We start from the raw sequence: 24250 nt of genomic DNA on the forward strand, positions 1-24250 counted from the left end.
TGATGCACGCAACTTGTAGGCCCGATAAGCGTAGCGCCATCGGGCAATATCTGGTTATTGCATGCCGCGTGTTTGTAAAAACAGGATGGTAGCCGCAACGCGAGAACGCACGTTAAGTTTGCGCAGCAGATTGCGAATATGCACCTTTACTGTTTGTTCGGAGATATTCAGCACTGACGCGATCTGTTTGTTTGACAGCCCCTGTGCCAGTTCGTGTAATACATCCAGTTCGCGTTCGGTCAGCATGCTGAACGGATCTTCTTCTGCGCCAAATAGCTCACGTTCACGCAGGTAGTTGCTGACGCGTTCGCTGAAGGCTTTACCGCCTTTCGCACCGCTGCGAATAGCTTCGAGCAACACTTCCGGATCGCTGTCTTTCAGCAAATAACCGTCAGCGCCAGCATCAATTAAGGCATAAACATCGCTGGCGGAATCCGATACGGTAAGAATGATAATTTGTGCTGTGATGCCATCCCGGCGCAGCGCATTCAGGGTATCCAGTCCGCTCATACCTTTCATATTGAGATCCAGCAGGATCACATCCAGGTCAAGCCGGTTTGCCAGATCGATAGCACTCGCGCCGTCGCCTGCTTCGGCAACCACGTCAAATGCGCTATCCAGCTGCAGTAATTGACTGATTCCTCGCCGCATGAGTGGGTGGTCATCAACGATCATCACCTTAAAAGGTGTTAATTCAGGCATCTTCTTCTCCTGAGCACTCTTAATTTCGTTATATTTCGGGGCATGGGATAATCCTGATTTATCACGCAGATGATAAGGCAACGTGACCCTACTTTTTACAGGTGCAAATAGTATATCCTGACTCAAAAAGCTCTCATTGGAATTTTTACAAAGAATACTCTTTATGACTTGAATCAAGGTGCTGCCGGTTTGCGAGACGAAATAAAAAAACCGCAACGACTGGCGCTGCGGTTGCCTTTTAATTGCTGAGCGTCATCTTAAAAATGGCGCTTAGTTTTTCTCGTTTGCCAGCGTCATCGATTTAGCGCTGGCTTTGGTAAGCAGCTTCAGTGCAAAGAGCGCCAGCAGCAGCCCACCGATACCGAAGATGATGTCGCCCGGGACACGCAGCCAGACCAGTGTTTCAACGATATGCGAGTGAATCACTTCCGGAGAGCGCGCGTACCACAGCCCCTTATCAATGCTGGCCCATGACTGATAAATCCCTACCGGCAGCAGCGAGACAAAGACCATCCACGTTAAGCCGATGTTCATCAACCAGAATGCCCATTTCAACAGAGAATCAACCCAATGGTTGTCCGGCAGCAGACCACGCAGACAGAACAACATTAGACCAATACCGAGCATACCGTATACGCCAAACAGCGCGGCATGAGCATGCGCTGCCGTCAGGTTCAGACCCTGCACGTAGTACAGTGAAATCGGCGGGTTGATGGCGAAGCCCAGCAGGCCAGCGCCGACCATATTCCAGAATGCCACGGCCACGAAGAAGAAGATCATCCAACGGTAACGCTGTACCCACGGTGCTTTACGTGCCAGTGAGTAACTGTGTGCAGCTTCAATCCCCACCAGCGACAGCGGTACCACTTCCAGTGCAGAGAAAATTGAACCCCAGGCAATAACGGAGATCGGTGCGCCAGTGAAGTACAGGTGGTGCAGCGTTCCCAGAATGCCACCAAACAGGAAGATGATGGTCGAGAACAGTGTTGCTTTGTTCGCCGCGCTACTACGAATAAGACCGAGACGACAGAAGATAAGCGCAATCACGGCGGTGGCGAAGACTTCAAAGAAACCTTCTACCCACAGGTGAACCAGCCACCAGCGCCAGTATTCAACAATGGCGTAATGCGTCTTAAAGCCCCAAATCAGGGACGTAGAGTAGAACAGGCCGATACAAATGGCTGCCAGGAACATCAGCATGATCAGACCACGGTTTTCTGATGGACGGGTGAGGGCAGGCCATAATGCACGTCCCACCAGTACCAGCCAAATCATCAGGCCGATAAACAGCAGCCACTGCCACATGCGTCCCATGTTGGTGAACTCGAGACCCTGGGCACCAATATAGAAGTTCTGTTTGGCATCCAGATAGCCCATTGCACCCAACCAGCCGAAGCCCAGCGAACCAACCACCAGAATCAGCAGCGCAACAAACAGAATATTAACGCCCAGACGCTGGAATGCGGGTTCTTTGCCGGAAATCAGCGGGGCGATATACAGACCGGTTGCCAGCCACGCGGTAGCAATCCACAGAACTGACAGCTGGGTGTGCCAGCTACGCAGTACGGTGTACGGTAAGATTTTCGATAGCGGGATGCCGAAGAAATCCTGGCCTTCCACGCTGTAGTGCGCAGTCATCGAACCGAGGAAAATTTGCACCATAAACAGGGCGATAACCACGTAAAAATATTTTGTGGTTGCGCGCATCGACGGTGTCAGCGTCAGCCGGAACAGCGGATCGCTGGCCGGGGAGACAATGGTTTCGTCTTCTTCGTTACGGAAATGGTACCAGACCAGGGCACCAATACCGCCCAGCAGCAGAATGACGCTGGCAATAGACCAGATGCCTAAGCTGGCACTTGGCGTATTACCCACCAGCGCTTCATGCGGCCAGTTGCTGGTGTAAGTGATGGTATCACCTGGGCGTTCGGTGGTGGCAGCCCAGGCGCTCCAGAAGAAGAAGGCGCCGAGATCCTGCCGGTCCAGAGAAGAGGAAAGTGTATTTTCCTTCATCGCATAGTCAACGCGCAGCGCGTGGAAATCAGGCGCGTCGCTGAACAGACCGTCATAATGCGCGGCAACCTCACGAATGGCTTTGGCGCGCTCCGGTGTAATAATGATGACATTACGCAGCGCGTCATAGCTATTATGGCGCATCTCCTGTTTCATCAGGCCGCCCGCAACCAGCTGTTGTTCTTGCGTTAGCGCATCGAACGGTTGCTGATATTTTTTCTCGGCGATGATGTCGCGTAAGGCAAGCGCTTCACGGTGCAGCCAGTCCGCAGACCAGTCAGGCGCAACGTAGCTGCCATGGCCCCAAACGGAACCCAGCTGTTGACCGCCAGATTTAAACCAGGCTTCCTGCCCATCCTGAATTTGTTCCCCGGTGAAAACCTGCTCACCATCCGTCGTGATAACTTGTGCCGGAATAGGCGGAGCCTGCTGATAAATCTCGCCGCCCAGCCACAGTAGCACGCCAAAGGACGCCAGGCAGATAACGAGAAGCGTTAGCCATAAACGCTTTGAGTAATGCATAACCTAACCTTTTTTATTGTACAAAGCCTGAGCCATCGCGACGCAGGAGGGGGAAGGTACTTTCCCCTGACATATCTTTACACATATAAACATGTATTTTAAATACAACTTTGTGTGTATAAAGAGGGTTATGCGTTGATTTTGATTTATAAGTAAGTCGATGGGGCGAGTACGGAAGTGTCACTATCAACAGATAGCGTTAAATGTGTTTCTTAACGACACAAAAATTATTCAGTTATTACGTCACTATTTTTCAATCGTGTTAAATAATGGCAGGCACATTATTGCTAAGCAGGTATCCATCGAACACCTGCTCATCGTATTATTTAGCGCAATACACTCTCGCCTCACGAGGTGTGTAGATACCGATAGTAATAATACGCAAGAAAACATCCATTCCCGATTCCTGTACTTCGGTACGGATAACTTTGTCTGCACCACCACAAACAAGTGCTACATCAATAGTTTGTGACTGGCCTATGCCGTGAACAAAAAAGCTCTGTTTGACCTCTTGGGTCGGTTTTTCGGCAATGCCGTTATTTATTTTAAAGGTTTGCTGTGCACAACCTGATAACGCTACAGCTGCCACTAATGCCATCATTAACTTTTTCATTTTTACCATCGTAGGGTTAGGATAGAAATGTCATGTTCTTATTTATTTTATTTCGCACATATCCGACCAGCGATTCATTCTGCTATGAAATGCTTAACGTTTAAGCAGGGTTTATTAAAGTGAAAAATTAATAAAATATTTGTGTCATTACTGTAATCTCGATTTGCTGTTTGACAACATTAATTAAATATCAACTTTAATGAGCGGCAATAATAAACAATGTTGATATTAAAGATGCAAGCAGCTGGAAGAGAAGTCAGCAGGGTGAATTATGCCAGGCACCGGCCAGGAAAGAGGGCGCTGAGTCCCGGCAAATTGCAGACATAAAAAAACCAATCGTAGAAGATTGGTTTTTGTGGGGAATTTTGGTCGGCACGAGAGGATTTGAACCTCCGACCCCCGACACCCCATGACGGTGCGCTACCAGGCTGCGCTACGTGCCGACACTATGGCGCTAATACTACTGCTTTCCACCACGATTGCAAGAGGATGGTTTACTAACTGATTTATAATTAATCAGTTAGCAATAAAACGTTTCTCATCCGTCAGAACCTGTAGCAGTAAGCTCAGCTGTGGTTTCTGATCTTTAATCTTCTCGCCGCGCAAATCATAGGTCTGGTAATTACCGTTGTTGTTGAGCACCAGCGTCATTTCTGGAGTGGTAATCGCCATTGTGCTGCTGTCGGCGGCCGTTACCCAATAGTGGCGTCGCGTGGCATTAAACAAATCCTGGCCTTGCGAATATTCGTTTGCCGGTGTGCTGACGTGCAGTAGTCGCTGCATCAGCGTGGTCATCAGGTCGGTATGATCGGTCAGGCTATTAATGCGCTGAGCGGGTGTACCCGGCCAGTGAATTATCAGTGGAACCTGAAGATGACCGCGCGACCAGTCGAAGCGATTCTCATCCTGCGACAGTGGGATACCCCGACCGGCGGTAATAATCACCACCGTGTTGTTGAGCTTACCCGAATCACGCAGGGCGCCCAGAACGCGGTTAATGTTCGCATCTACGTCCTGAGCGGCGTTGGCGTAGCGTTTAGCAAAGTTCTTCTGGTTGCTGTCATCAATGTTAGTCCCGTTAAAGGAGACCCATGAGAACCAGCGGTTATCTTCCTGCGCGTAGCGGCCCAGCCAGTTGATCCATTGGTTCGCCGTTTGTTCGTCAGATTGTGTCTGCACGCTTGGCATGGAGAAGTCTGACAGCAGCGCCTGGCGATAGAGCGGGCTGGTAAAGCCATCAGAGGAGAATAACCCCAACTGATAACCTTGTTGATTCAGGGCAGAGATCAGCGCGGCAGGCGTTCTGCTTGCCAGAATGCCGTCCATATAGCTTGGCGACACGCCATAGAACAGGCCAAAAATACCGTTATCGGAGGTATTACCGGAACTCATATGGCGCGTGAAGGAAATATTTTGCCCGGCAAATTCCGCCAGGGCTGGCATCTGTTTTTCAAAGCGCGAGTAGTTCAGACCGTCTACGGTGATCAGCAGGACGTTCTGGCCGGTACCCATATCACGATAGCGTAAATCGCTAAGCGGATACTGTACGGAGACCGCTTCCGGATTACCTTGTTCGATCAGGCGGCGCTGATACTCTTGCGCATCCAGCAAACCATGTTTTTCCAGAAACTTACGCGCTGTCATTGGGTAAGACAGCGGCAGGTTTGCGCGCTGCATAGTGATCGGCCGATAGAAATTGGCGTCCGCCCAGATGTACACCACATGCGATGCGATGAACGATACGAAAAAGAAAGCGGCTAAAGGTTTCGCGAAATGACGGCGACGCGTCAGGCTGCGCAGCTTTTGCCAGCTCCAGGTCGCAAACAACATTTCTATTAGCAGAATAATCGGCACGCTGATGAACATCAGCTGCCAGTCACGCGCCGTTTCGTTCTGATCGGGGTTAATGACCAGTTCCCAGACAATCGGATTGAGATGCAGGTGGAAACGGGTGAACACTTCGCTGTCAATCAACAGCAGCGTCATGCCCACGGTCGCCAGGATGGCTGATAAGAATCGCATCAGCCTCTGGGACATGACGATAAACGTCAGGGGGAACAGGATCAGCAAATAGGCGGCAAACACCAGGAAGCTAAAATGCCCGACAACGCTCAGATAAGAATAAACACGACCTGCAAGCGTTGTCGGCCAGTCGGCGACAAACAGGTAACGACTACCGAGCACCATGGCCAACAGAATGTTGAACAAGGCGAACCAGTGCCCCCAGCTAACCATCTGGGAGACTTTCTCACGGTAGCGTTGACGATGAGTTACCATAAACTGTTGTTCGTTTCCCCGGAGCAGGCTCTTAGTGCGCTTGGTCGTCGTTTATCGAAGACTGCAATGCGCGGGCAAATGAATTCGCAATCGCCTGGCGCTGGGCCGGTGCGACGCTTGTATTGATAAGGTTAGTGACCATGTTTCCCAGTACCATCAGGGAAAGATCGGTCGGTGCCTTATGTTTTTCCAGTACGTTGAGCATTTCATTCAGCAATTGTTCAACGTGTTCGTCACTATAGCGGGAAATTTGTGGCATAAATCGAAATCTGTCTGTTCATGAAAGGGCAACATATTACCGTAGCGACAGTTTTTTTTCTGCTTTTTTATCTTCTATTGCGTCACTGCCCGGCAGGTGGTTGAATACCGCCCGGTCTTAAAGGAGAGTTTATCATGAGTCTGGATATCAACCAGATTGCCCTGCACCAGCTTATCAAGCGTGATGAGCAGAACCTTGAGCTGGTCTTGCGCGATTCATTACTGGAGCCGACGGCGACCGTTGTCGAGATGATGGCTGAGCTGCATCGGGTATATAGCGCCAAGAATAAAGCCTATGGCCTGTTTAGCGAAGAGAGCGAACTGGCGCAAACGCTGCGTTTGCAGCGTCAGGGCGAAGAGGATTTTCTGGCGTTCAGTCGTGCCGCAACCGGGCGTCTGCGCGATGAGCTGGCGAAGTATCCGTTTGCTGACGGCGGCATCGTGCTGTTCTGTCATTACCGTTACCTGGCGGTAGAGTATCTGCTGGTGGCGGTGCTGAACAACTTAAGCAGCATGCGCGTGAATGAAAATCTGGATATCAACCCGACGCACTATCTGGATATCAATCATGCTGATATCGTGGCGCGTATTGATTTAACCGAGTGGGAAACCAACCCGGAGTCCACGCGGTATCTGACGTTCCTGAAAGGAAGGGTAGGGCGTAAAGTTGCCGATTTCTTTATGGATTTCCTCGGGGCCAGCGAAGGACTGAATGCGAAAGCGCAAAACCGTGGCCTGCTGCAGGCGGTAGACGACTTCACTGCCGAAGCTCAACTGGATAAAGCTGAACGCCAGAACGTGCGTCAGCAGGTTTATAGCTACTGTAACGAGCAGCTTCAGGCTGGTGAAGAGATTGAACTGGAGTCCCTGTCAAAAGAACTTTCCGGCGTCAGCGAAGTCAGCTTCAGTGAATTTACCGCGGATAAAGGCTATGAGTTGGAAGAGAGCTTCCCGGCAGATCGCAGCACGCTGCGTCAGTTAACCAAGTTTGCCGGTAGCGGCGGTGGGTTAACGATCAATTTCGACGCCATGCTGCTGGGCGAACGCATTTTCTGGGATCCGGCGACGGACACCTTAACCATTAAAGGTACGCCGCCTAACCTGCGCGATCAGTTGCAGCGTCGTACTTCTGGCGGGAAATAACATGGATGATGCCGGATGGCGGCGTAAATGCCTTATCCGGCCACATGTCATACGTTGTCATCGGTTAAAAATGACATAAAAAAACCCCGCCGAGGCGGGGTTTTTCTTCAACTTGTTGGCGATTACGCGCGAACGAAGTCGATGTGAGCCAGTTTCGGCTTGAACGGGTGACGCTGTACAGCCTGAGCTTTAACTTTAACTTCTTTACCGTCAACAACGATGGTCAGAACTTCGCTGTAAAATTCAGCTTTAGCTTGCATGTTCATGATTGAATCGTGATCCAGTTCGATAGCAATCGGGGCTTCTGCGCCACCGTAGATGATTGCCGGGAACTTGTTAGCGGTACGCAGGCGGCGGCTCGCACCCTTACCCTGCTCTTTACGTACTTCAGCGTTGATAGTAAACATTTAAATCTCTCTTTAATAATTCCTGCTACAGGCGACCCAGCAACAGGTAAGTGATCTGCTTTGCGTATGCAAAAGCGGGCGAGATTCTATCCTCAAATGACGGGTACATCAATCAAAAGTACGATTAACCGCGCAATTCATGTGCCCGTCGGAAGCGGCCTTCATAATCAAAGACCTTTTCACGTACCTGCCAGTACTGACCTTTCATGCGAGCGACCACAAAATCGGGATGGCGTAACAGCGCCTGCTGCGCCAGGATGTCGGCGGCGGTTATCCAGCGTATAGGGATGCCGGGCGTGCGGGTGTGTGGGCGAATAAACAGCTGTTCAAAGGCGGTACGTTGAGCGGGGGGGTGCAAACGAAATCGTTCGCTGACGTCGGCGCCATCCTCATCATAATAAGTTATTTTCAGCCATTCACCTTTGTCATCCTGGCCATGCTGTAACGCCATGCCGCTACAGCGCAGTACCAGCGCATCCTTGAGCCTGAGCGCCGCCTTCAGCATATCGTCCGGATCGACCAGTATGGTATCGCATGCCCGACAGCGGCGAGCGGCAATGTCATTTTCAGCATTGCACTGTGGGCAGTTTTTAAAACGGAAGCGAAAGTCACACTGCTCGCGATGGCCATCATCATCTTCAAACCACCCCTGACAGCGACGGCCAAAGTGTTCGATCAGCGTGCCATCGGCTGTGGTCTTACCCCAGAAGGTGTTAGCAAACCCGCAGGCGGGGCAGAATACTTGCACCGGAACGTTGTCGCTTTTTCCTTTTGGCGCACCGACTTCCGGGGCGTAAAGATCGTGAGGATTGCCCGCGTAGTCGAGGATCAGACAATCTGTTTTTCCCGGCGACAGGCGTAGCCCACGCCCGACGATTTGTTGGTACAGGCTTACGGACTCGGTGGGGCGCAGGATCGCAATGAGATCGACATGTGGGGCGTCAAACCCGGTGGTCAGCACCGCTACGTTGACCAGATAGCGAAAGCGCTGGGCTTTGAAATCCTCAATCAACACATCTCGCTCTGCGCCAGGCGTGTCACCGGTGATCAGTGCGGCATCGTCTGCGGGCAGCAGACCAACAATCTCTTTCGCGTGCTCCACGGTAGCGGCAAATATCATGACGCCTTTACGCGACTGGGCAAATTCAACAATCTGGCTGATGATATGCGGTGTTATCCGCTGCTGTTTTTTCAGCTCATGGTTGAGGTCAGCTTCGCTGAACAAACCGTTACTTTGTGCTTGCAGGCGGCTGAAGTCATACTGGACGACCGGCATGTCGAGGCGCTCTGGCGGCGTCAGATAGCCGTGCTTAATCATGTAGCGCAGCGGCAGCTCATAAATACAGTCGCGAAAAAGCGCTTTTTCATCGCCGCGCACCATACCGTGATAATGAAAATGGTAAATCCAGCCTTTACCGAGGCGGAAAGGCGTAGCGGTCAGTCCGAGCAGGCGTAGGTGAGGGTTGACGTGGGTCAGGTGAGTCAGAATTTGCTGATACTGGCTCTCTTCGTCGTCACCAATGCGATGGCACTCGTCGACGATGAGCAGGGAAAATTCACCCTGAAACGCTTCCAGATTACGTGCCACCGACTGTACGCTGCCGAAAACCACTTTACCGTGGCTCTCTTTACGCTTCAGGCCAGCGGCAAAGATATCGGCTTCCAGCCCCAACGCACAATATTTGGCATGATTCTGTGCGACCAACTCCTTCACATGCGCCAGCACTAATACGCGCCCACGCGCCACACGCGCCAGTTCAGCAATCACCAGGCTTTTACCCGCCCCGGTTGGCAGGACGATGACCGCAGGTGTGCGGTGGTGGCGAAAATGGTTGAGCGTGGCATCCACGGCTTCTTGTTGGTAAGGACGAAGTGTAAAAGTCATGGTCTCACTAGGGTAAACAATAACAATGAATAGTATGCCACGAATCTTTTTCCCTTGAGGGAAGTTGTTAGCCCGCTATACTGAGCGGAAAACGGCTCCACTTTTCGGGCATAACGCTCGATTTCCGTATTGTTACAGGCAAAATCACACTCATGCGACTTGATAAATTTATCGCTCAGCAACTCGGCGTCAGCCGCGCTATTGCCGGGCGTGAAATCCGTGGTAACCGCGTTACCGTCGATGGCGAAATCGTCAGAAATAGCGCCTTTAAACTGCTGCCAGAACATGACGTCGAATACGACGGTAATTCACTGACTCAGCAAAATGGCCCGCGCTATTTTATGCTCAACAAGCCTCAGGGCTATGTGTGCTCCACGGAAGACCCGGATCATCCGACAGTGCTTTATTTCCTCGATGAACCTGTTGCCCACAAGCTGCATGCGGCAGGGCGTCTGGATATCGACACCACCGGGCTGGTACTGATGACCGATGACGGTCAGTGGTCACACCGCATCACCTCCCCGCGTCACCATTGTGAGAAAACCTATCTGGTGACGTTAGAGTCGCCGGTGGCGGAAGATACCGCCGAACAGTTTACTCGTGGTGTACAGTTGCATAACGAAAAAGATCTGACAAAACCGGCGGTGCTGGAAGTGATTACGCCAACCCAGGTGCGCTTGACCATTAGCGAAGGGCGCTATCATCAGGTTAAGCGTATGTTTGCCGCCGTTGGCAACCATGTTGTGGAACTGCACCGTGAGCGCATCGGCGCCATCAAACTGGATGACGATCTTGCGCCCGGCGAATACCGCCCCTTGACTGAAGAAGAAATCGCCAGCGTTAACGTAACCCCTCGTTAATTTCAGGAGCTAAATGTGACCACCCGGCAGAACTCTTCAATTGCCATTGTTTTTATCCTTGGCTTGTTGGCCATGTTAATGCCGTTGTCGATTGATATGTATCTTCCGGCGCTGCCGGTGATCTCTGCTCAGTTTGGCGTGCCTGCGGGCAGTGCGCAAATGACCCTCAGTACCTATATTTTGGGGTTTGCAGTGGGGCAACTGATCTACGGCCCTATGGCAGACAGCATCGGGCGTAAGCCGGTGATTCTGGGGGGAACGCTGGTGTTTGCGGCGGCGGCAGTCGCCTGCGCGCTGGCACAAACTATCGATCAATTGATCACTATGCGTTTCTTCCACGGTCTGGCGGCTGCGGCGGCGAGCGTGGTGATTAACGCCCTGATGCGCGATATTTATCCGAAAGAAGAGTTTTCACGCATGATGTCCTTCGTCATGTTGGTCACGACGATTGCGCCGCTGCTGGCGCCGATTGTCGGTGGCTGGGTGCTGGTATGGTTAAGCTGGCACTACATCTTTTGGATCCTGGCCGTGGCGGCAATTCTGGCTTCGGTGATGATTTTCACCTTGATCAAAGAGACCTTGCCCGTTGAGCGACGCCAGCCGTTTCGTTTGCGTACCACAATGGGCAATTTCGCCTCGCTGTTTCGCCATAAGCGCGTGTTGAGCTATATGCTGGCCAGCGGATTTAGTTTTGCCGGGATGTTCTCGTTTCTCAGCGCTGGTCCCTTTGTCTACATTGAGATCAACCATGTTTCGCCGCAGAACTTTGGCTATTACTTTGCGCTGAACATTGTCTTCCTGTTTGTGATGACCATTATTAACAGCCGCTTTGTTCGGCGGGTTGGGGCATTGAATATGTTCCGCACCGGGCTGTGGATCCAGTTTGTTATGGCGGGCTGGATGGTATTTAGCGCGCTGTTCGGGTTGGGCTTCTGGGCGCTGGTGGTCGGTGTTGCGGCGTTTGTTGGTTGCGTATCGATGGTGTCATCTAACGCGATGGCAGTGATCCTCGATGAGTTCCCGCATATGGCTGGCACGGCGTCGTCGCTGGCGGGAACCTTCCGCTTTGGCATCGGTGCCATTGTAGGTGCGCTACTGTCACTGGCGACCTTTAACTCGGCCTGGCCGATGATCTGGACGATTGCCTTTTGTGCGTCCTGTTCCATTCTCTTCTATCTCTATGCCAGTCGAGCCAAAAAAACGGTGATCTAATACACAACCTGGGGGGCATTTGCCCTCCGGAGTTGATGTACATCAACCGCTAATCTATCTATTCCCCTGGTTATGTTTATTTTATGTAAAATCAATTTATGTAAAAAGTCACATCATTGTAGTTAAAAAGGTTGAGTTAGATCGCAGAAACGCGTACATATAGCCCGGAAAACTGCCAGAACCGTTGAATAAATTTAAATATTGGGTTCGGAAAGTGGCATACGGACAGGGTGTAAACGTTTGCCAACTGTCTAAAGACGTATTGTCAATGATGTGTTAATATTGATGTAAAATAATTGTGAAGTAATTGTACTTCCAGGGAAAGAAAGTGATGACATTACAACTCTCAATCGTTCACCGTCTGCCGCAGTGCTATCGTTGGTCGGTGGGTTTCGCAGGTTCAAAAGTTGAACCGATTCCGCAAAACGGCCAGAGCAATGAGAATAGCCTGGTGGCGCTCAAGTTACTCAGTCCGGACGGTGACAGTGCGTGGTCGGTAATGCATAAACTCAGCCAGGCGTTGAGCGACATTGAAGTTCCGTGTTCCGTACTGGAATGTGAAGGGGAGCCGTGTCTGTTCGTCAATCGTCAGGATGAATTTGCAGCGACCTGCAGACTGAAAAATTTCGGCGTGGCTATCGCAGAACCTTTTTCAAATAATAACCCATTTTGAGCGTCAGCTTAGCGCGAGCAGCTGACGCGTATAGGCTTGTTGTGGCGCGTTGAAGACGTGCTCGCATTGCCCCTGTTCCACGACCTCTCCTTGCCGTAGCACAATAACCTGATGGCATAGCGCACGTACAACATGCAAATCGTGGCTGATAAAGATGTAGGCCAGGCGATGCTTTTGCTGTAATGACTTAAGCAACGTCAGGATTTGCGCCTGGACGGTCCTGTCGAGTGACGATGTCGGCTCATCCAGAATAATCAGCGATGGTTTTAAAATCAGTGCTCTGGCAATCGCAATACGTTGACGCTGACCACCGGAAAACTCGGCAGGGTAACGATGCCGCGTGTCGCTATCCAGGCCGACTTCTGCCATTACCGCTTTCACCTGCGCTTCACGTTGCTCGGCAGACAACGTGGGTTGATGCACGCGTAACCCCTCTTCAATAATCTGTAACACGCTCAGGCGCGGGTTCAGCGATGAGTTAGGGTCCTGAAAGACAACCTGAATGCGGTGGCGTACCGGCAGCAGTTGACGGCGGTTTAAGGTATGCAGCGCCTGACCATCGAATACAATGCGTCCTTGTGAGGCGATGAGCCTCAGCAGTGCCAGACCGGTGGTACTTTTCCCCGATCCTGATTCGCCAACCAGTCCCAGCGTTTCTCCCGGTTTCAGAGAAAAACTGACGTTGTTGACCACCACGTTATGGTCCACCACGCGCTTAAGCAGCCCTTTACGGATGGGGAAAGCGACGCGAAGCTGCTCCACTTCCAGCAAGGGGGGTTGGCCGGTGGGTAAAGGCACTGGATCGCCGGCAGGTTCACTGTTGAGCAATTTCTGCGTGTAAGGATGGGTGGGGGCAGAAAGCAGTTGCCCGGCACGGTTTTGTTCAACGCACTGACCGTTTTGCATCACCGCAACGGTGTCAGCTAACTTTTTGACGATACTGAGATTATGGGTGATGAACAGCAGGCCCATATTCAGCTCGCGTTGTAGCTCGCGCAGCAGTTGCAGGATTTGTGCCTGCACGGAAACATCCAGTGCGGTGGTGGGTTCGTCGGCAATCAGCAGTTCAGGGCGAGTGAGCAGCGCCATGGCGATCATCACGCGCTGACGCTCTCCGCCGGAAAGCTGGTGCGGGAAATCCGCCAGACGCTTGGCGGCCTGACGGATCCCGACGCGATCCAGACAGGTCAAGATCTCTGCCCGTGCGGCTTCCCGACGCATCCCCCGATGCAGCGACAACACTTCATAGAGCTGTTTTTCCAGAGTGTGCAGCGGGTTAAGCGACACCATTGGCTCCTGGAAAATCATGGCGATTTTATTCCCCCGTACGCCGCGTAGCGTTTGTTCGCTGGCGTGGAGTAGTGATTCACCGTGAAAGCGGATATCACCGGCAAGATAGACCGCCGGAGGTGTGGGGAGCAAACGTAAAATCGAGAGTGCGGTGACGCTTTTACCCGAGCCGGACTCGCCCACCAGTGCCAGGGTTTGCCCGGCTTCGACGTGCAATGAAATTTCGTTCACCACGGTACGTACGGTTCCCTGCTGACGAAAACCGACCGATAAATTGTCAATGGCTAACAGAGGTTGCGTCATCTTATACCGCCTTGTTGGGATCAAATGCGTCGCGTACCGCTTCACCAATAAAGATCAGCAGCGATAACAACAGGGCTACCGACACGAACGCGGTGATCCCAAGCCACGGTGCCTGTAAGTTGTTTTTTCCCTGCAACAGCAGTTCTCCGAGCGACGGGGAGCCGAGCGGTAAGCCGAACCCCAGAAAATCCAGCGAGGTCAGTGTGGTAATTGAGCTACATAAAATAAACGGCAAAAAAGTCAGCGTGGCGACCATCGCATTCGGCAGCATGTGGCGCAGGATAATGCTGCGATCGCTCACGCCGAGCGCCTGTGCGGCGCGGATGTAATCAAAGTTTCGCGTGCGTAAAAACTCTGCGCGTACCACGCCGACCAGGCTCATCCAGCCAAACACGACCGTAATGGCCAATAGCCACCAGAAGTTGGGTTGGACGACGCTGGAGAGCAGGATTATCAAAAATAGCGTCGGCATCCCGGACCAGACTTCAATGAAGCGTTGCCCCCACAGGTCCACCTTTCCGCCGTAATAGCCCTGCAGCGCACCGGCCATCACGCCCATGACGCTGGAACACAGGGTTAACATCAAACCAAACAGGATGGAAATGCGGGTCCCATAGAGGATGCGTGCCAGTACGTCGCCGCCGTTGGCATCGGTGCCCAGCCAGTTTTGTGCGGACGGCGGGGAAGGGAAGGGGGGGTCGGTGGCAAAGTTAATGCTGGTGGCGCCAAAGCGCACGGGTGCCCACAGGATCCATCCCTGGCTTTCCAGACGCTGCTGCAGCCACGGATCCTGATAATCTGCTTTGGTGGCTAACGGGCCGCCGAAATCGCTTTCACTGTAGTTTTTGACCAGTGGAAAGTACCAGCTGCCGTCATAGCGCACCAGCAGTGGCTTATCATTGGCAATCAGCTCGGAACACAGGCTTAAGCCGAACAGCAGCAGAAAAATCCACAGCGACCAGTAGCCACGGCGATTGTGGCGAAAACGCGCCCAGCGGGCCTGATTGACGGGGCTTAAGCGCGACATTAGCGTCCCTCGAAATCAATACGCGGATCGACCAGCGTATAGCTAATATCACTGAGGATATTGAGCAGCAGGCCGATCAGCGTGAAGATATAAAGCGTACCAAACATCACCGGATAGTCGCGTGACACGGTTGATTCATAGCCCAGTAATCCCAGACCGTTCAGCGAGAACATGACTTCAATCAACAGTGAGCCGGTGAAAAACATACTGATGAAGGTGGCTGGGAAACCGGCTATCACTAACAGCATGGCGTTACGAAAGACGTGTTTGCGCAGAATGTTTTTCTCGCTAACGCCTTTAGCGCGCGCGGTGACGACATACTGTTTGCGAACCTCATCCAGAAAGGAGTTTTTGGTTAGCATCGTCAGTGCGGCAAATCCACCCACCACCGTTGCCACCACCGGCAGGGTGATATGCCACAGATAATCGGTGATTTTTTGATACCAGGGCAGAGCGTCAAAATTGGCGGAAACCAGACCGCGTAGCGGGAAAAGGTCGTAATAGCTGCCGCCGGCAAAGAAAACGATCAATAAAATTGCAAATAGGAATGCGGGGATGGCGTAGCCGATAATAATGAATGCGCTGCTCCACACGTCAAAGCGGCTGCCGTTGTACACCGCTTTGCGGATCCCCAGCGGAATCGACACCAGATAGATAATCAGCGTACTCCATAATCCCAGCGTGACGGAGACGGGCAGGCTGTCTTTGATTAATGTCAGGACCGAGGCGCTGCGAAACAGGCTGTCGCCAAAATCGAAGCGGATATAGTTCCAGAGCATGTTGAAATAACGTTCGTGAATCGGTTTATCGAATCCGTAACGGCGGGTGATTTCAGCAATCACTTCCGGATCCAGGCCGCGACCACCACGATAATTGCTGTCGCTGATGTTCCCGACGCCGGTTTGCGCGTGGCTGGCACGCACACCCTCACTACCGGCGCCCGGCAGTGCGCCACTTTGCCCGAATTCAATGGCGGCGACGGCCTGCTCGACCGGGCCGCCTGGGGCAATCTGCACGATAAAAAAGTTGATGGTAATGATGGCCCAGAGCGTCGGGATCACCAGCAGCAGACGTCGAATCAGATATGCGCCCATTTATTCTCCCTGTCGTCTGGCAGCGGGAAGTTTGGCCGCTTTGTTGACGTCATACCACCAGTTGTCCACGCCGATGGTGTAAATCGGGCGAACGGCTGGCTGCGAAAATTTGTCCCACCATGCCAGCCGATCTTCGGCCATAAACCACATCGGCAACATGTAATAATTCCAGGTTAACACGCGGTCCAGTGCGCGTCCCAGCGGGATAAGTTTTGCTTTATTACCTTGCGCCGCAATGATCTGGCTAATCAGCTTATCAATGACCGGGCTTTGCACGCCGGGAGCGTTATAGCTGGAATCAATATATTCGGAAGCCCACAGAATTTGCAGATCCGAGCTGGGCCACGGCATCGCACGATACAGCCTTGGCATCATGTCATAGTCGCGGCTGCGCAGGCGGTTGGTGATTTGTGAGTTATCGACCTGGCGGATATTCATCGTAATGCCCAGCCGCTGCAGGTTATGCTGGAACGGCAATACCCATTGGCTGTTACTGCCTGCCGGGAGCAACAGCTCAAAAGTCAGCGCTTTGCCGCTGGTGATGTTGACCCGCTGCTGCCCTTTCAATACCCATCCGGCCTTGTCCAGGAGTGCACTGGCCTTCAGCAGGTTTTCACGATCGTAACCGTCGCCTTTTGATGTGGGTGGCTGATAGATTTGGCTGAAGACCTCGGGAGGCAGATCGTTTTTCATCGGCGCAAGTAGCACCAGTTCATCCGCGTCGGGATAATTTTTGGCGGCATATTCGGTGTTCTGGAAATAGCTGGTCGTCCTGCTCCAGGCATTATAAAACAACGCCTTATTCATCCATTCAAAATCAAAGGCCAATGCGATCGCCTCACGAACACGGCGGTCGCTGAACACCGGACGCTGGATGTTAAACGCTAACCAGCGCGTATCCTGCGCCGACTCGTTTTTTTGTTCGGCTTTGACGATGTACTGTTTTGTGAAGTTCTTACCGGTATAACGTGTTGCCCAGTTTTTGGCATCGTTCTCAAGACGCAGGTCAAATGCACCGGCTTTAAATGCTTCAAAGGCCACGTTGTCATCAAGGTAATAGTCGTAGCGGAGGGTATCAAAATTCCAGCGCCCACGATTAACCGGCAGGTCAGCGGCCCAGTAATCTTTGACCCGTGAGTAGACGATATACTGCCCCATTTTCCATTGGGTGATGCGGTAAGGTCCGCTGGCAAGGGGTGGGGAGGATAACGGGTCGCTGAGCTTGTGATCTTTCCAGTATTTCTCAGGCATCACCGGTAATGAAAACAGGCTGAGCATGTCTTCTTTACCCGGTTTGGCTAACTCAATTCGCACGGTTAACGGGGCGATCGCTTTAACGGTGGTCCCTTTGTATACCAGACGAAACTGCGGCACGCCTTCGGTCATAAATTTGTGGAAGGTAAAGGCAACGTCGCGGGCGGTGATCGGCGACCCATCGTGAAAACGCGCGCGCGGGTTAATGGCGATTTCAACCCAGGAATAGTCGTCCGCGTAGCGGGCTCTGTCGGCAATGAGCGGGTAATAGCTACCGGGTTCATCATCGGAAGTGGTAAACAGCGCATCGTAAAGTGATTCAGTCCGGGCGCCGGGATTCCCTCGCATCGAGTAGCGGTTGAAATTATCGAAGGTGCCGATGGACGAGAGCGTGATTTTCCCCCCTTTGGGGGCAGCGGGATTCACATAGTCGAAGTGGGTAAAATTGAACGCATACTTGGGTTCGCCCAGTACGGAAAATGCATAGCTTTCTTTGATGGACTGAGCCTGAGCGCTAAAACCTATAACGGTGAAAAATAGCAGCAGTACGCGAACAATCCTATGCACGGGTTTTCCTTTTCTTGTCCACCTGCCGATGGACCTCATGTCCGAGCCTCGGGGAGGTTCCGGCAAGCGTAGTGTATCGACGAATCGCACTGTGCGATCACCACTTTGGCATATCTGGCTTCGCCATCCAGCGTACGAAATCAGCCAGCTTTAACGGACGGCTGACCCAGTAACCCTGGAAGAAATGCACGCCGCGATCGCGCAGCCACCGGGCCTGCTCCTGCGTTTCTACGCCTTCAGCAACCGTCAGCATATTGAGGCGTCTGGAGAGTGTCAACACGGCATCCAATACCGGCGACGTCAGCGTCTCGGTACCAATGGCATTGATAAATCCACGGTCAATCTTCAGGTAATCGACCGTAAAACGTTCCAGATAGATAAGGGCACTATGGCCGGTGCCGAAATCATCAATGGCAATTTCGAGCCCGGCAGCATGCAGCCATTCAAAAATTTTCGTGGCTTCGTGCTGATCGAGCATATCGCGTTCGGTGATTTCCAGTACCACCTGAAAATAGTTGGCGGGTAACGAGGCGCTCAGTTCCTGAATATCTGCTTTGAAACTCTCACCATGCAAATGTGAAGGCGCGATGTTGATCCCCAATTTTGCGCCCTTGGGGAGTACTTTTTGCAGGGCAGGGGCATCGCTGGCCACCAGCTTAAAGAGATGCTGCGTGAGTGGCACAATCATTTGCTGCGATTCGGCGTAATGAATAAAGGCATCAGGTGGGATCTCGCCCGTCGTTGGATGACGCCAGCGTAATAAGACTTCTACGCCTTTTACCTCCAGCGTTTGCATCTCCATGACCGGTTGGTAGACCACATAAAACTGATTGTGCTTGATGGCGTTCAGAATATCTTTCCCGGGCCGTAAACGGAGGGTGTAGATGTAGTACCAGACAAGCAGGGCCGCCATAATCCCAGCCATGCATCCCAGCATGAGGGAATACCAGATATCGTTATACGTCCACTCTTCTGCGTACAATCGAACGGTCACCGGCAGGCCGTCAATCGTCGCCTGTCGTGGGGTTGAGGCATCAGGAAGATCGGAGACGGGTATCAGGTGAGCTGAAAATGTCGAAATAGCCGTCTTGCCCACGATAATAGCAATACCGTCAAAATCATCTTGCCGGGCGGTATAGAGAAGATAGGGGGCCAGATTGATGTTCAGTGAACTAAATACGCCGCTATTTGGCAAGGCAGGATGACGATACCAAATCATTATTGCGGGTTTGTCAGGCACCATCGGCGTACCCGGGAGCAGGGCCACATCGATATCGTGGTTGATATTAATCGACGGCATCAGCTCCTGGATGGGGGTGTTCATGGGGCCCGTTGCGGAAGAGCAAAATGCGATGCTGTCTTTTACCAGCAAAAAAGCCCGTACGTTCAGGCTAAAGGCCGCACTGGAGGTTAGTTTCGTGGCAACTTGTTGGCAACTGTCAGTGACCAGGGGTTGTAGTTCATCGGTGGTCGTTTTGAGTTCTGAGAAGTAACTTTTGACGTAATTCTGTATATCGGAGAGCAGCGTGTCGTACTTCACTTCTCGTTTGTGCCACGAGACGAAAAATTGCAGTGTGCTGACGAGTAAGGCGACGACGAGCCCCGTTAAAATACAGGTGATCAGGATTTTCCGACCGGAAGAAGAGGCACGTTTGAACATAGTTCTTTATGTTTACCTGCAGTAACTGCTTATTATTAAACCGCTTAATTTGTAAGACTATAGCCTGGATTGACGCTTATCGTGAGATTTTTCTGTTGTGTAAAAGAAAAGCAAAAAGCACCGCCTAAGCAGTGCTTTTGATTTGTCTCATCAGGATAGCCAAGGGATAGCTGCCAAACGAATTAACTGCGACTCAGAACCCGGCGGGCTTCGTTGTAACGCTTTTTCCAGTAAGGCTCGTTCATACTGGAAATAACAACGCCGCTGCTGGTCGAGGCATGTACAAACTGGTTGTTACCGATATAAATACCGACGTGACGGCCCGTAGAGCCCGCACGGAACAGAACCAGATCGCCGGTGCGCAGATTGGTGCGCGAAACGGATTTACCCGTTTCCTGTTGTTCGTAGGTTGAGCGAGGAAGCTCTAAACCAAATTGTTCACGGAATGTACGCTGTACAAAACTTGAACAATCAATCCCTTTCTTAGTGCTGCCGCCAAGGCGGTAACGCACGCCTTTCCAGTCAGCGTATTGGTCCATAATACGAGATTTAACATCGATATTACGTACCATACTTTCAAATTCATCCTGAGAGGCTTGCAGTGAAGAGTTATCTCCATTGCCCACAGCATGCGTCTCAGAATGCATATTCTTGGCGGTGTTCGTTGTGCTACATGCAGAAAGCAGAACCGCAACTGCTATCGCGGGTATGCCCCGCAAGATATATCTCAAAATCGGTTGAGATTTGACCATGTTGTTTGTTTTCCCTTGAAGTCCTTAACGATAAATATCGTTATAAAAAATGCCAAACGTGACGAGACTAATTACCTACGCACGATGAGACAATTCTTTATGGTCAAATCTGTGGTAGAACGCACAAATTTATTCGTAAAGAGAATAATTATCTCGCGAGGCAAAACGAGTTCGAGATTACCCGATCGCCACAGTCATTGCGAGTGATTTTACGTGATTTCTTATAAGAAAAATTGATACAGAAAGTGAATAAACGGCATTGGCTAAATTAAGAACAATTAGGCTGAAAAACACGCAATTCATTCATTTTCAACAGGAATAAGATGACAAGAGAATGACAGTCAGCAAGAGATATTATCGTCAGATATCATCAGGGAATCAGAAGTATCCCTGATGATGTTAATTACTCTGCGTTATTTGTTTAAAAAATGTTTGTTTTTACCTGGGAGATAATTCGTGAACAGGGTGACCAAACGGTCGCTTAATGGTGTCATTAGCCACCAGGGCAGGCCAATCAAAACGACGGTCATCGAACCGACCACGATATCAGTAAGCCAGTGAGCACCAATCATTACGCGAGGAAAGGCAAAAACCACAGCGATAATAAGGCCGATTAATCCTGCGACTTTTCCGAAATACCGCAGCATAAATGCGGAAAAAATAAGCAGCATCATGCCGTGATCGCCCGGGAAGCTGTCTCTTGACGCATCTTTGGTTGAAATATGCAGCAGCTCGCTGACACGATGAATATTATCCAGCATCAGCGTTGGACTGGCGCGTTTAACCGGAATAAGCGCCTGGCCTAACTGATTTAATACCACCGCCGTGAGCAGCATCACCAGACCAATTGCGATGATACGGCGGCGACCGTCCGGGGTTTCTTTGCGCCAAAAACTCAGCATCAGGGCACCCATTGCCAGCAGCGAGCAGCCGTCAAACGCGCGGTTGTTGGTGATTGCGACAACCCACAGGAACATTGGGCTGTCGACCAGTTTTTGGTTGAAAAAATGGAAAACACCAAAATCGATGGAATACCAGAACCCATGTCCGGCTGGAATATACCAGGACAGAAACAGCGCCAGACCTGCGATATTAAGCAGGAGAATAAAAGGGTATCGGGTTTTCATCGTCGTTCACCATTGCCAAAATCGCAGGCAACCTTACGCGTTAGCGTCTAAACGAAGCTTCAACAATGCACCCTGTAACGCGTTCCAGTCAGTCTCGGTGTCCGAGATGAGTTCAATACGGCTGTCCGGAGGTGCGACGTTTTGGGTCTCAATGTGCCAGTCATCACCCTGACGGTTGATGCGTACCAATCCTTCCTTGATTCGCATGACGCCTTTTACGCGACCTACCGGCGCGAGACGCGACCATTCCAGCAGGCCGATGGTATCGAACACGGTGTCCGCATCGAAAATCCAGCCGCAGGCCTGATGCCCCTGACCGCTGTTGAGACTACGACGCCAGCGCTGCTGTGCCGGCAGGCTCAGTGCCGCCAGCCCTTTTTTGTCGGCATGCTGGTGGGTGTGTGCCGCACTTGTGGGAAGCTCTGCCAGATTCAGACGCGGTAAATCCAGTAACTGCGTGTCAATGTGTCCATGGTCGGCATGAACCAACTGACGGTGACCGCCGTAGTGCTGCCACCAGGTTTGCAAGGCATGTTCACTTTCAGCCGTAGCGCGATCGGTTTTGTTGGCGACGATAACGTCAGCGGCGGCCAGCTGGTCGCGGAAATTCTCATTGGCGACGCTTTTTTCATCCAGCAGCAGGCGAGGGTCAAGGATACAGAGTGTCGCGCGCAGATCGATCCACGGTTCGTAAACCGGGGCGGTGAGTAAATCCAAAATCTGTTTTGGATGCCCGAGGCCGGTAGGTTCGATCAATAACCGGTCAGGTTTGCCCTGACGCAGTAACGTATTAAGGCCTACCTGCATCGGCAAACCGTTAACACAACACATGCATCCTCCGGGGATCTCTTTTAGCAGTGCGCCGCTGTCGGCCAACAGCGCGCCGTCAATACCGACTTCGCCAAACTCATTGACCAGCACAGCCCACTTCTCAGCGGGATCTTTGTTGGCGAGTAAATGAAGAATAGAGGTGGTTTTACCGCTGCCGAGAAAACCGGTAATGAGGTTGGTTTTGGTCACGTTGGCTCCAGAATCATCAAATGCTGTTATAGCGTTCAACAATCCTGGCGAAAAAAGGATAAAAAGAGAAGGGCAGAGAGGACGAAGGCGTGCTTCGTCCCGCTGAATGGCAGAAATTGTTAATTTTTTAACGTCTGCATGACGGCCTGATGCGCGCCATATTGCGCAATATTCTGCCAGGCCTGCTCGATAGCTTCGACGAATTGCGGATTTTGCACCAGATCGGGGGCAAAAATCTCGCGCAGGGAAAGCAGTGCGCTGACGCGCTCTGATAGGGAACTGTGCTCGACAAGCGCGCGGATCTTATCACGCAACGGATCGCGCACATCAATGGCTGCACCCGCATCATCGATGCCGCTCACGTAGCGCATCCAGCCCGCAACGCCCAGTGCCAGCAGAGGCCAGTCGCTTTGCCGTGATAAATGTACGCGGATCCCTTCCAGCATTCTTTGCGGCAATTTTTGGCTGCCGTCCATCGCGATTTGCCATGTCTTATGCTTCAGTGCGGGATTGGCAAAACGTTGCAGCAGGCTTTCGGCATACTGATTTAGATCGACGTTAGTGATGTGCAGCGTGGGGGCCTGCTCCGTCATCATCAGACGGTAAGCCGCTTCACGAAAGGCGTTGTCCTGCATGCAATCGCTGATGTGCTGAAACCCGGCCAGATAGCCAAGATAGGCCAGAAATGAGTGACTGCCGTTTAGCATCCGCAGTTTCATCTGTTCCCACGGCAGCACGTCATCAACCATCTGGACACCGGCGGTTTCCCACTGCGGGCGGCCGGCGACAAAATTGTCTTCAATCACCCACTGGATAAACGGCTCACAGCTGATGCCACAGGGGTCAGCGATGCCCAGCGCTTGGGCAATTTCTTCCAGCGATTCGTCGGTTGCTGCAGGGACAATTCTGTCGACCATGGTGCCCGGAAAACTGACCTGCTGTTGTATCCACGTCGCCAGCTCAGGCGAACGTTTTTGCGCCATGCCCAGGATCGCGTTTTTCACCACATGCCCGTTGTCCGGGATGTTATCGCACGAGAGTACAGTAAACGGCGGTAATCCGCGTTCGCGTCGGCGATGCAGGGCTTCGACGATAATGCCCGGCGCTGAGTGCGGTTCATCCGGCGACTGCAAATCATGAATAATGCGTGGGTTTGTGACATCAAGCGACCCGGTGGACGGATCAATACAGTAGCCTTTTTCCGTGATGGTTAACGACACAATCGCCACCTGCGGTTCACAGAATTTTTCAATAATGGCCGCCAGCGAATCCAGCGTGGCGTTCAGGCATTCGTTAACGGCACCTATCACTATCGGTTGATTGCCGTCGGCACCTTTTTCTAACACGGTATACAGATGATCCTGCTCACGAAGCTGGCTCATCAGCCGATCGCCGCTGAACAAGCTGATCTCACAAATTCCCCAGTTTCCTCCCTGCGTATTGAGTACGCGATCGGTCAACAATGCTTGATGAGCACGGTGAAAAGCACCGAAACCAAAATGTACGATCCGCGAGGTTAAGCGTTGGCGATCGTACTGTGGCATCTGTACATTTTTGGGGAGTGAAGCCGAGGCAATTGTCTTCATTAAAT

20 protein-coding genes and 1 tRNA gene are annotated in these 24250 nt (G+C 51.9%); 4 read left to right on the forward strand and 17 right to left on the reverse strand.

Annotation, left to right across the window (positions count from 1 at the left end):
* Positions 1–54: 54 nt before the first annotated feature.
* From narP to FDX01_RS11940, 6 genes are all read right to left on the reverse strand, one after another.
* The gene (gene narP, locus FDX01_RS11915; protein ID WP_115257955.1) at positions 55–702 is read right to left on the reverse strand and encodes a nitrate/nitrite response regulator protein NarP; all 648 of its coding nucleotides are present in this window, start codon (positions 700–702) and stop codon (positions 55–57) included.
* A gap of 270 nt (positions 703–972) precedes the next feature.
* Positions 973–3237, reverse strand: a complete 2265-nt coding sequence (locus FDX01_RS11920) for a nitric-oxide reductase large subunit (protein WP_137399823.1) — start codon at positions 3235–3237, stop codon at positions 973–975.
* A gap of 322 nt (positions 3238–3559) precedes the next feature.
* Positions 3560–3850: a Bor family protein gene (locus tag FDX01_RS11925; protein ID WP_137399824.1), complete on the reverse strand. Its 291-nt coding sequence runs from the start codon at positions 3848–3850 to the stop codon at positions 3560–3562.
* A gap of 366 nt (positions 3851–4216) precedes the next feature.
* Positions 4217–4293, reverse strand: a tRNA-Pro gene (locus FDX01_RS11930).
* A gap of 73 nt (positions 4294–4366) precedes the next feature.
* Entirely contained in the window at positions 4367–6127 is a 1761-nt protein-coding gene (gene yejM / locus FDX01_RS11935; RefSeq protein WP_115258003.1) for an LPS biosynthesis-modulating metalloenzyme YejM, read from the reverse strand.
* A 31-nt stretch (positions 6128–6158) separates the two neighbouring features.
* On the reverse strand, positions 6159–6386 hold the full coding sequence (locus FDX01_RS11940; protein WP_096756447.1) for a YejL family protein: 228 nt from the start codon (positions 6384–6386) through the stop codon (positions 6159–6161).
* A 134-nt stretch (positions 6387–6520) separates the two neighbouring features.
* Here FDX01_RS11940 and yejK point away from each other — a divergent pair, with 134 nt between their 5' ends.
* Entirely contained in the window at positions 6521–7528 is a 1008-nt protein-coding gene (gene yejK / locus FDX01_RS11945) for a nucleoid-associated protein YejK (RefSeq protein WP_005129293.1), read from the forward strand.
* A 122-nt stretch (positions 7529–7650) separates the two neighbouring features.
* Here the strand turns inward: yejK and rplY are convergent, their stop codons facing one another.
* A complete protein-coding gene (gene rplY / locus FDX01_RS11950; RefSeq protein WP_045445132.1) occupies positions 7651–7935 on the reverse strand; it encodes a 50S ribosomal protein L25 in 285 nt (94 codons plus the stop codon).
* A 124-nt stretch (positions 7936–8059) separates the two neighbouring features.
* A complete protein-coding gene (locus tag FDX01_RS11955; RefSeq protein ID WP_137399825.1) occupies positions 8060–9820 on the reverse strand; it encodes a DEAD/DEAH box helicase in 1761 nt (586 codons plus the stop codon).
* Positions 9821–9972: 152 nt separating this feature from the next.
* Here FDX01_RS11955 and rsuA point away from each other — a divergent pair, with 152 nt between their 5' ends.
* The 3 genes from rsuA to FDX01_RS11970 all read left to right on the forward strand — a co-directional run bounded on the left by rsuA (position 9973) and on the right by FDX01_RS11970 (position 12565).
* Positions 9973–10680, forward strand: coding sequence for a 16S rRNA pseudouridine(516) synthase RsuA (rsuA, locus tag FDX01_RS11960; RefSeq protein ID WP_096756451.1), 708 nt, complete (start codon positions 9973–9975; stop codon positions 10678–10680).
* Positions 10681–10695: 15 nt separating this feature from the next.
* Positions 10696–11892 carry a Bcr/CflA family multidrug efflux MFS transporter gene (locus tag FDX01_RS11965; protein WP_135911718.1) on the forward strand — a complete coding sequence of 399 codons (1197 nt, stop codon included), beginning with the start codon at positions 10696–10698 and terminating at the stop codon, positions 11890–11892.
* A 328-nt stretch (positions 11893–12220) separates the two neighbouring features.
* A complete protein-coding gene (locus FDX01_RS11970) occupies positions 12221–12565 on the forward strand; it encodes a YejG family protein (RefSeq protein WP_029139605.1) in 345 nt (114 codons plus the stop codon).
* 3 nt (positions 12566–12568) lie between these two features.
* On the opposite strand, the gene yejF is transcribed toward FDX01_RS11970, so the two are convergent.
* From yejF to FDX01_RS12015, 9 genes are all read right to left on the reverse strand, one after another.
* Positions 12569–14158 carry a microcin C ABC transporter ATP-binding protein YejF gene (yejF, locus tag FDX01_RS11975; RefSeq protein ID WP_115258007.1) on the reverse strand — a complete coding sequence of 530 codons (1590 nt, stop codon included), beginning with the start codon at positions 14156–14158 and terminating at the stop codon, positions 12569–12571.
* Between the two features lies 1 nt (position 14159).
* Complete coding sequence (locus FDX01_RS11980) at positions 14160–15185, reverse strand: ABC transporter permease (protein ID WP_137399826.1); 1026 nt, start codon at positions 15183–15185, stop codon at positions 14160–14162.
* Positions 15185–16279, reverse strand: a complete 1095-nt coding sequence (locus FDX01_RS11985) for a microcin C ABC transporter permease YejB (RefSeq protein ID WP_115258009.1) — start codon at positions 16277–16279, stop codon at positions 15185–15187. Before FDX01_RS11985 ends, FDX01_RS11980 begins: the two co-directional genes overlap by 1 nt.
* Positions 16280–18091, reverse strand: coding sequence for an extracellular solute-binding protein (locus FDX01_RS11990; protein ID WP_249360957.1), 1812 nt, complete (start codon positions 18089–18091; stop codon positions 16280–16282).
* Between the two features lie 106 nt (positions 18092–18197).
* Complete coding sequence (locus FDX01_RS11995) at positions 18198–19760, reverse strand: cyclic di-GMP phosphodiesterase (protein ID WP_135911720.1); 1563 nt, start codon at positions 19758–19760, stop codon at positions 18198–18200.
* A gap of 182 nt (positions 19761–19942) precedes the next feature.
* A complete protein-coding gene (gene mepS, locus FDX01_RS12000) occupies positions 19943–20512 on the reverse strand; it encodes a bifunctional murein DD-endopeptidase/murein LD-carboxypeptidase (protein ID WP_096756458.1) in 570 nt (189 codons plus the stop codon).
* 413 nt (positions 20513–20925) lie between these two features.
* A complete protein-coding gene (locus FDX01_RS12005; protein ID WP_115258012.1) occupies positions 20926–21639 on the reverse strand; it encodes a phosphatase PAP2 family protein in 714 nt (237 codons plus the stop codon).
* A 33-nt stretch (positions 21640–21672) separates the two neighbouring features.
* Positions 21673–22659, reverse strand: a complete 987-nt coding sequence (locus FDX01_RS12010; RefSeq protein WP_137399828.1) for a GTP-binding protein — start codon at positions 22657–22659, stop codon at positions 21673–21675.
* 119 nt (positions 22660–22778) lie between these two features.
* Positions 22779–24245: a mannitol dehydrogenase family protein gene (locus tag FDX01_RS12015; protein ID WP_137399829.1), complete on the reverse strand. Its 1467-nt coding sequence runs from the start codon at positions 24243–24245 to the stop codon at positions 22779–22781.
* Between the last annotated feature and the right edge of the window lie 5 nt (positions 24246–24250).

Source organism: Citrobacter sp. wls613, from assembly GCF_005281195.1.
Taxonomy (GTDB): domain Bacteria; phylum Pseudomonadota; class Gammaproteobacteria; order Enterobacterales; family Enterobacteriaceae; genus Citrobacter; species Citrobacter gillenii.

Excerpts from the sequence above, each read along its gene's own strand:
- FDX01_RS12015 (WP_137399829.1), bottom strand. The coding sequence starts at position 24,245 with ATGAAGACAATTGCCTCGGCTTCACTCCCCAAAAATGTACAGATGCCA.
- rsuA (WP_096756451.1), top strand. The coding sequence starts at position 9,973 with ATGCGACTTGATAAATTTATCGCTCAGCAACTCGGCGTCAGCCGCGCT.
- yejM (WP_115258003.1), bottom strand. The coding sequence starts at position 6,127 with ATGGTAACTCATCGTCAACGCTACCGTGAGAAAGTCTCCCAGATGGTT.
- mepS (WP_096756458.1), bottom strand. The coding sequence starts at position 20,512 with ATGGTCAAATCTCAACCGATTTTGAGATATATCTTGCGGGGCATACCC.
- FDX01_RS11925 (WP_137399824.1), bottom strand. The coding sequence starts at position 3,850 with ATGAAAAAGTTAATGATGGCATTAGTGGCAGCTGTAGCGTTATCAGGT.
- FDX01_RS11955 (WP_137399825.1), bottom strand. The coding sequence starts at position 9,820 with ATGACTTTTACACTTCGTCCTTACCAACAAGAAGCCGTGGATGCCACG.
- FDX01_RS12005 (WP_115258012.1), bottom strand. The coding sequence starts at position 21,639 with ATGAAAACCCGATACCCTTTTATTCTCCTGCTTAATATCGCAGGTCTG.
- yejF (WP_115258007.1), bottom strand. The coding sequence starts at position 14,158 with ATGACGCAACCTCTGTTAGCCATTGACAATTTATCGGTCGGTTTTCGT.
- FDX01_RS11980 (WP_137399826.1), bottom strand. The coding sequence starts at position 15,185 with ATGTCGCGCTTAAGCCCCGTCAATCAGGCCCGCTGGGCGCGTTTTCGC.
- FDX01_RS11920 (WP_137399823.1), bottom strand. The coding sequence starts at position 3,237 with ATGCATTACTCAAAGCGTTTATGGCTAACGCTTCTCGTTATCTGCCTG.
- narP (WP_115257955.1), bottom strand. The coding sequence starts at position 702 with ATGCCTGAATTAACACCTTTTAAGGTGATGATCGTTGATGACCACCCA.
- FDX01_RS11940 (WP_096756447.1), bottom strand. The coding sequence starts at position 6,386 with ATGCCACAAATTTCCCGCTATAGTGACGAACACGTTGAACAATTGCTG.
- yejK (WP_005129293.1), top strand. The coding sequence starts at position 6,521 with ATGAGTCTGGATATCAACCAGATTGCCCTGCACCAGCTTATCAAGCGT.
- FDX01_RS11995 (WP_135911720.1), bottom strand. The coding sequence starts at position 19,760 with ATGTTCAAACGTGCCTCTTCTTCCGGTCGGAAAATCCTGATCACCTGT.
- FDX01_RS11985 (WP_115258009.1), bottom strand. The coding sequence starts at position 16,279 with ATGGGCGCATATCTGATTCGACGTCTGCTGCTGGTGATCCCGACGCTC.
- rplY (WP_045445132.1), bottom strand. The coding sequence starts at position 7,935 with ATGTTTACTATCAACGCTGAAGTACGTAAAGAGCAGGGTAAGGGTGCG.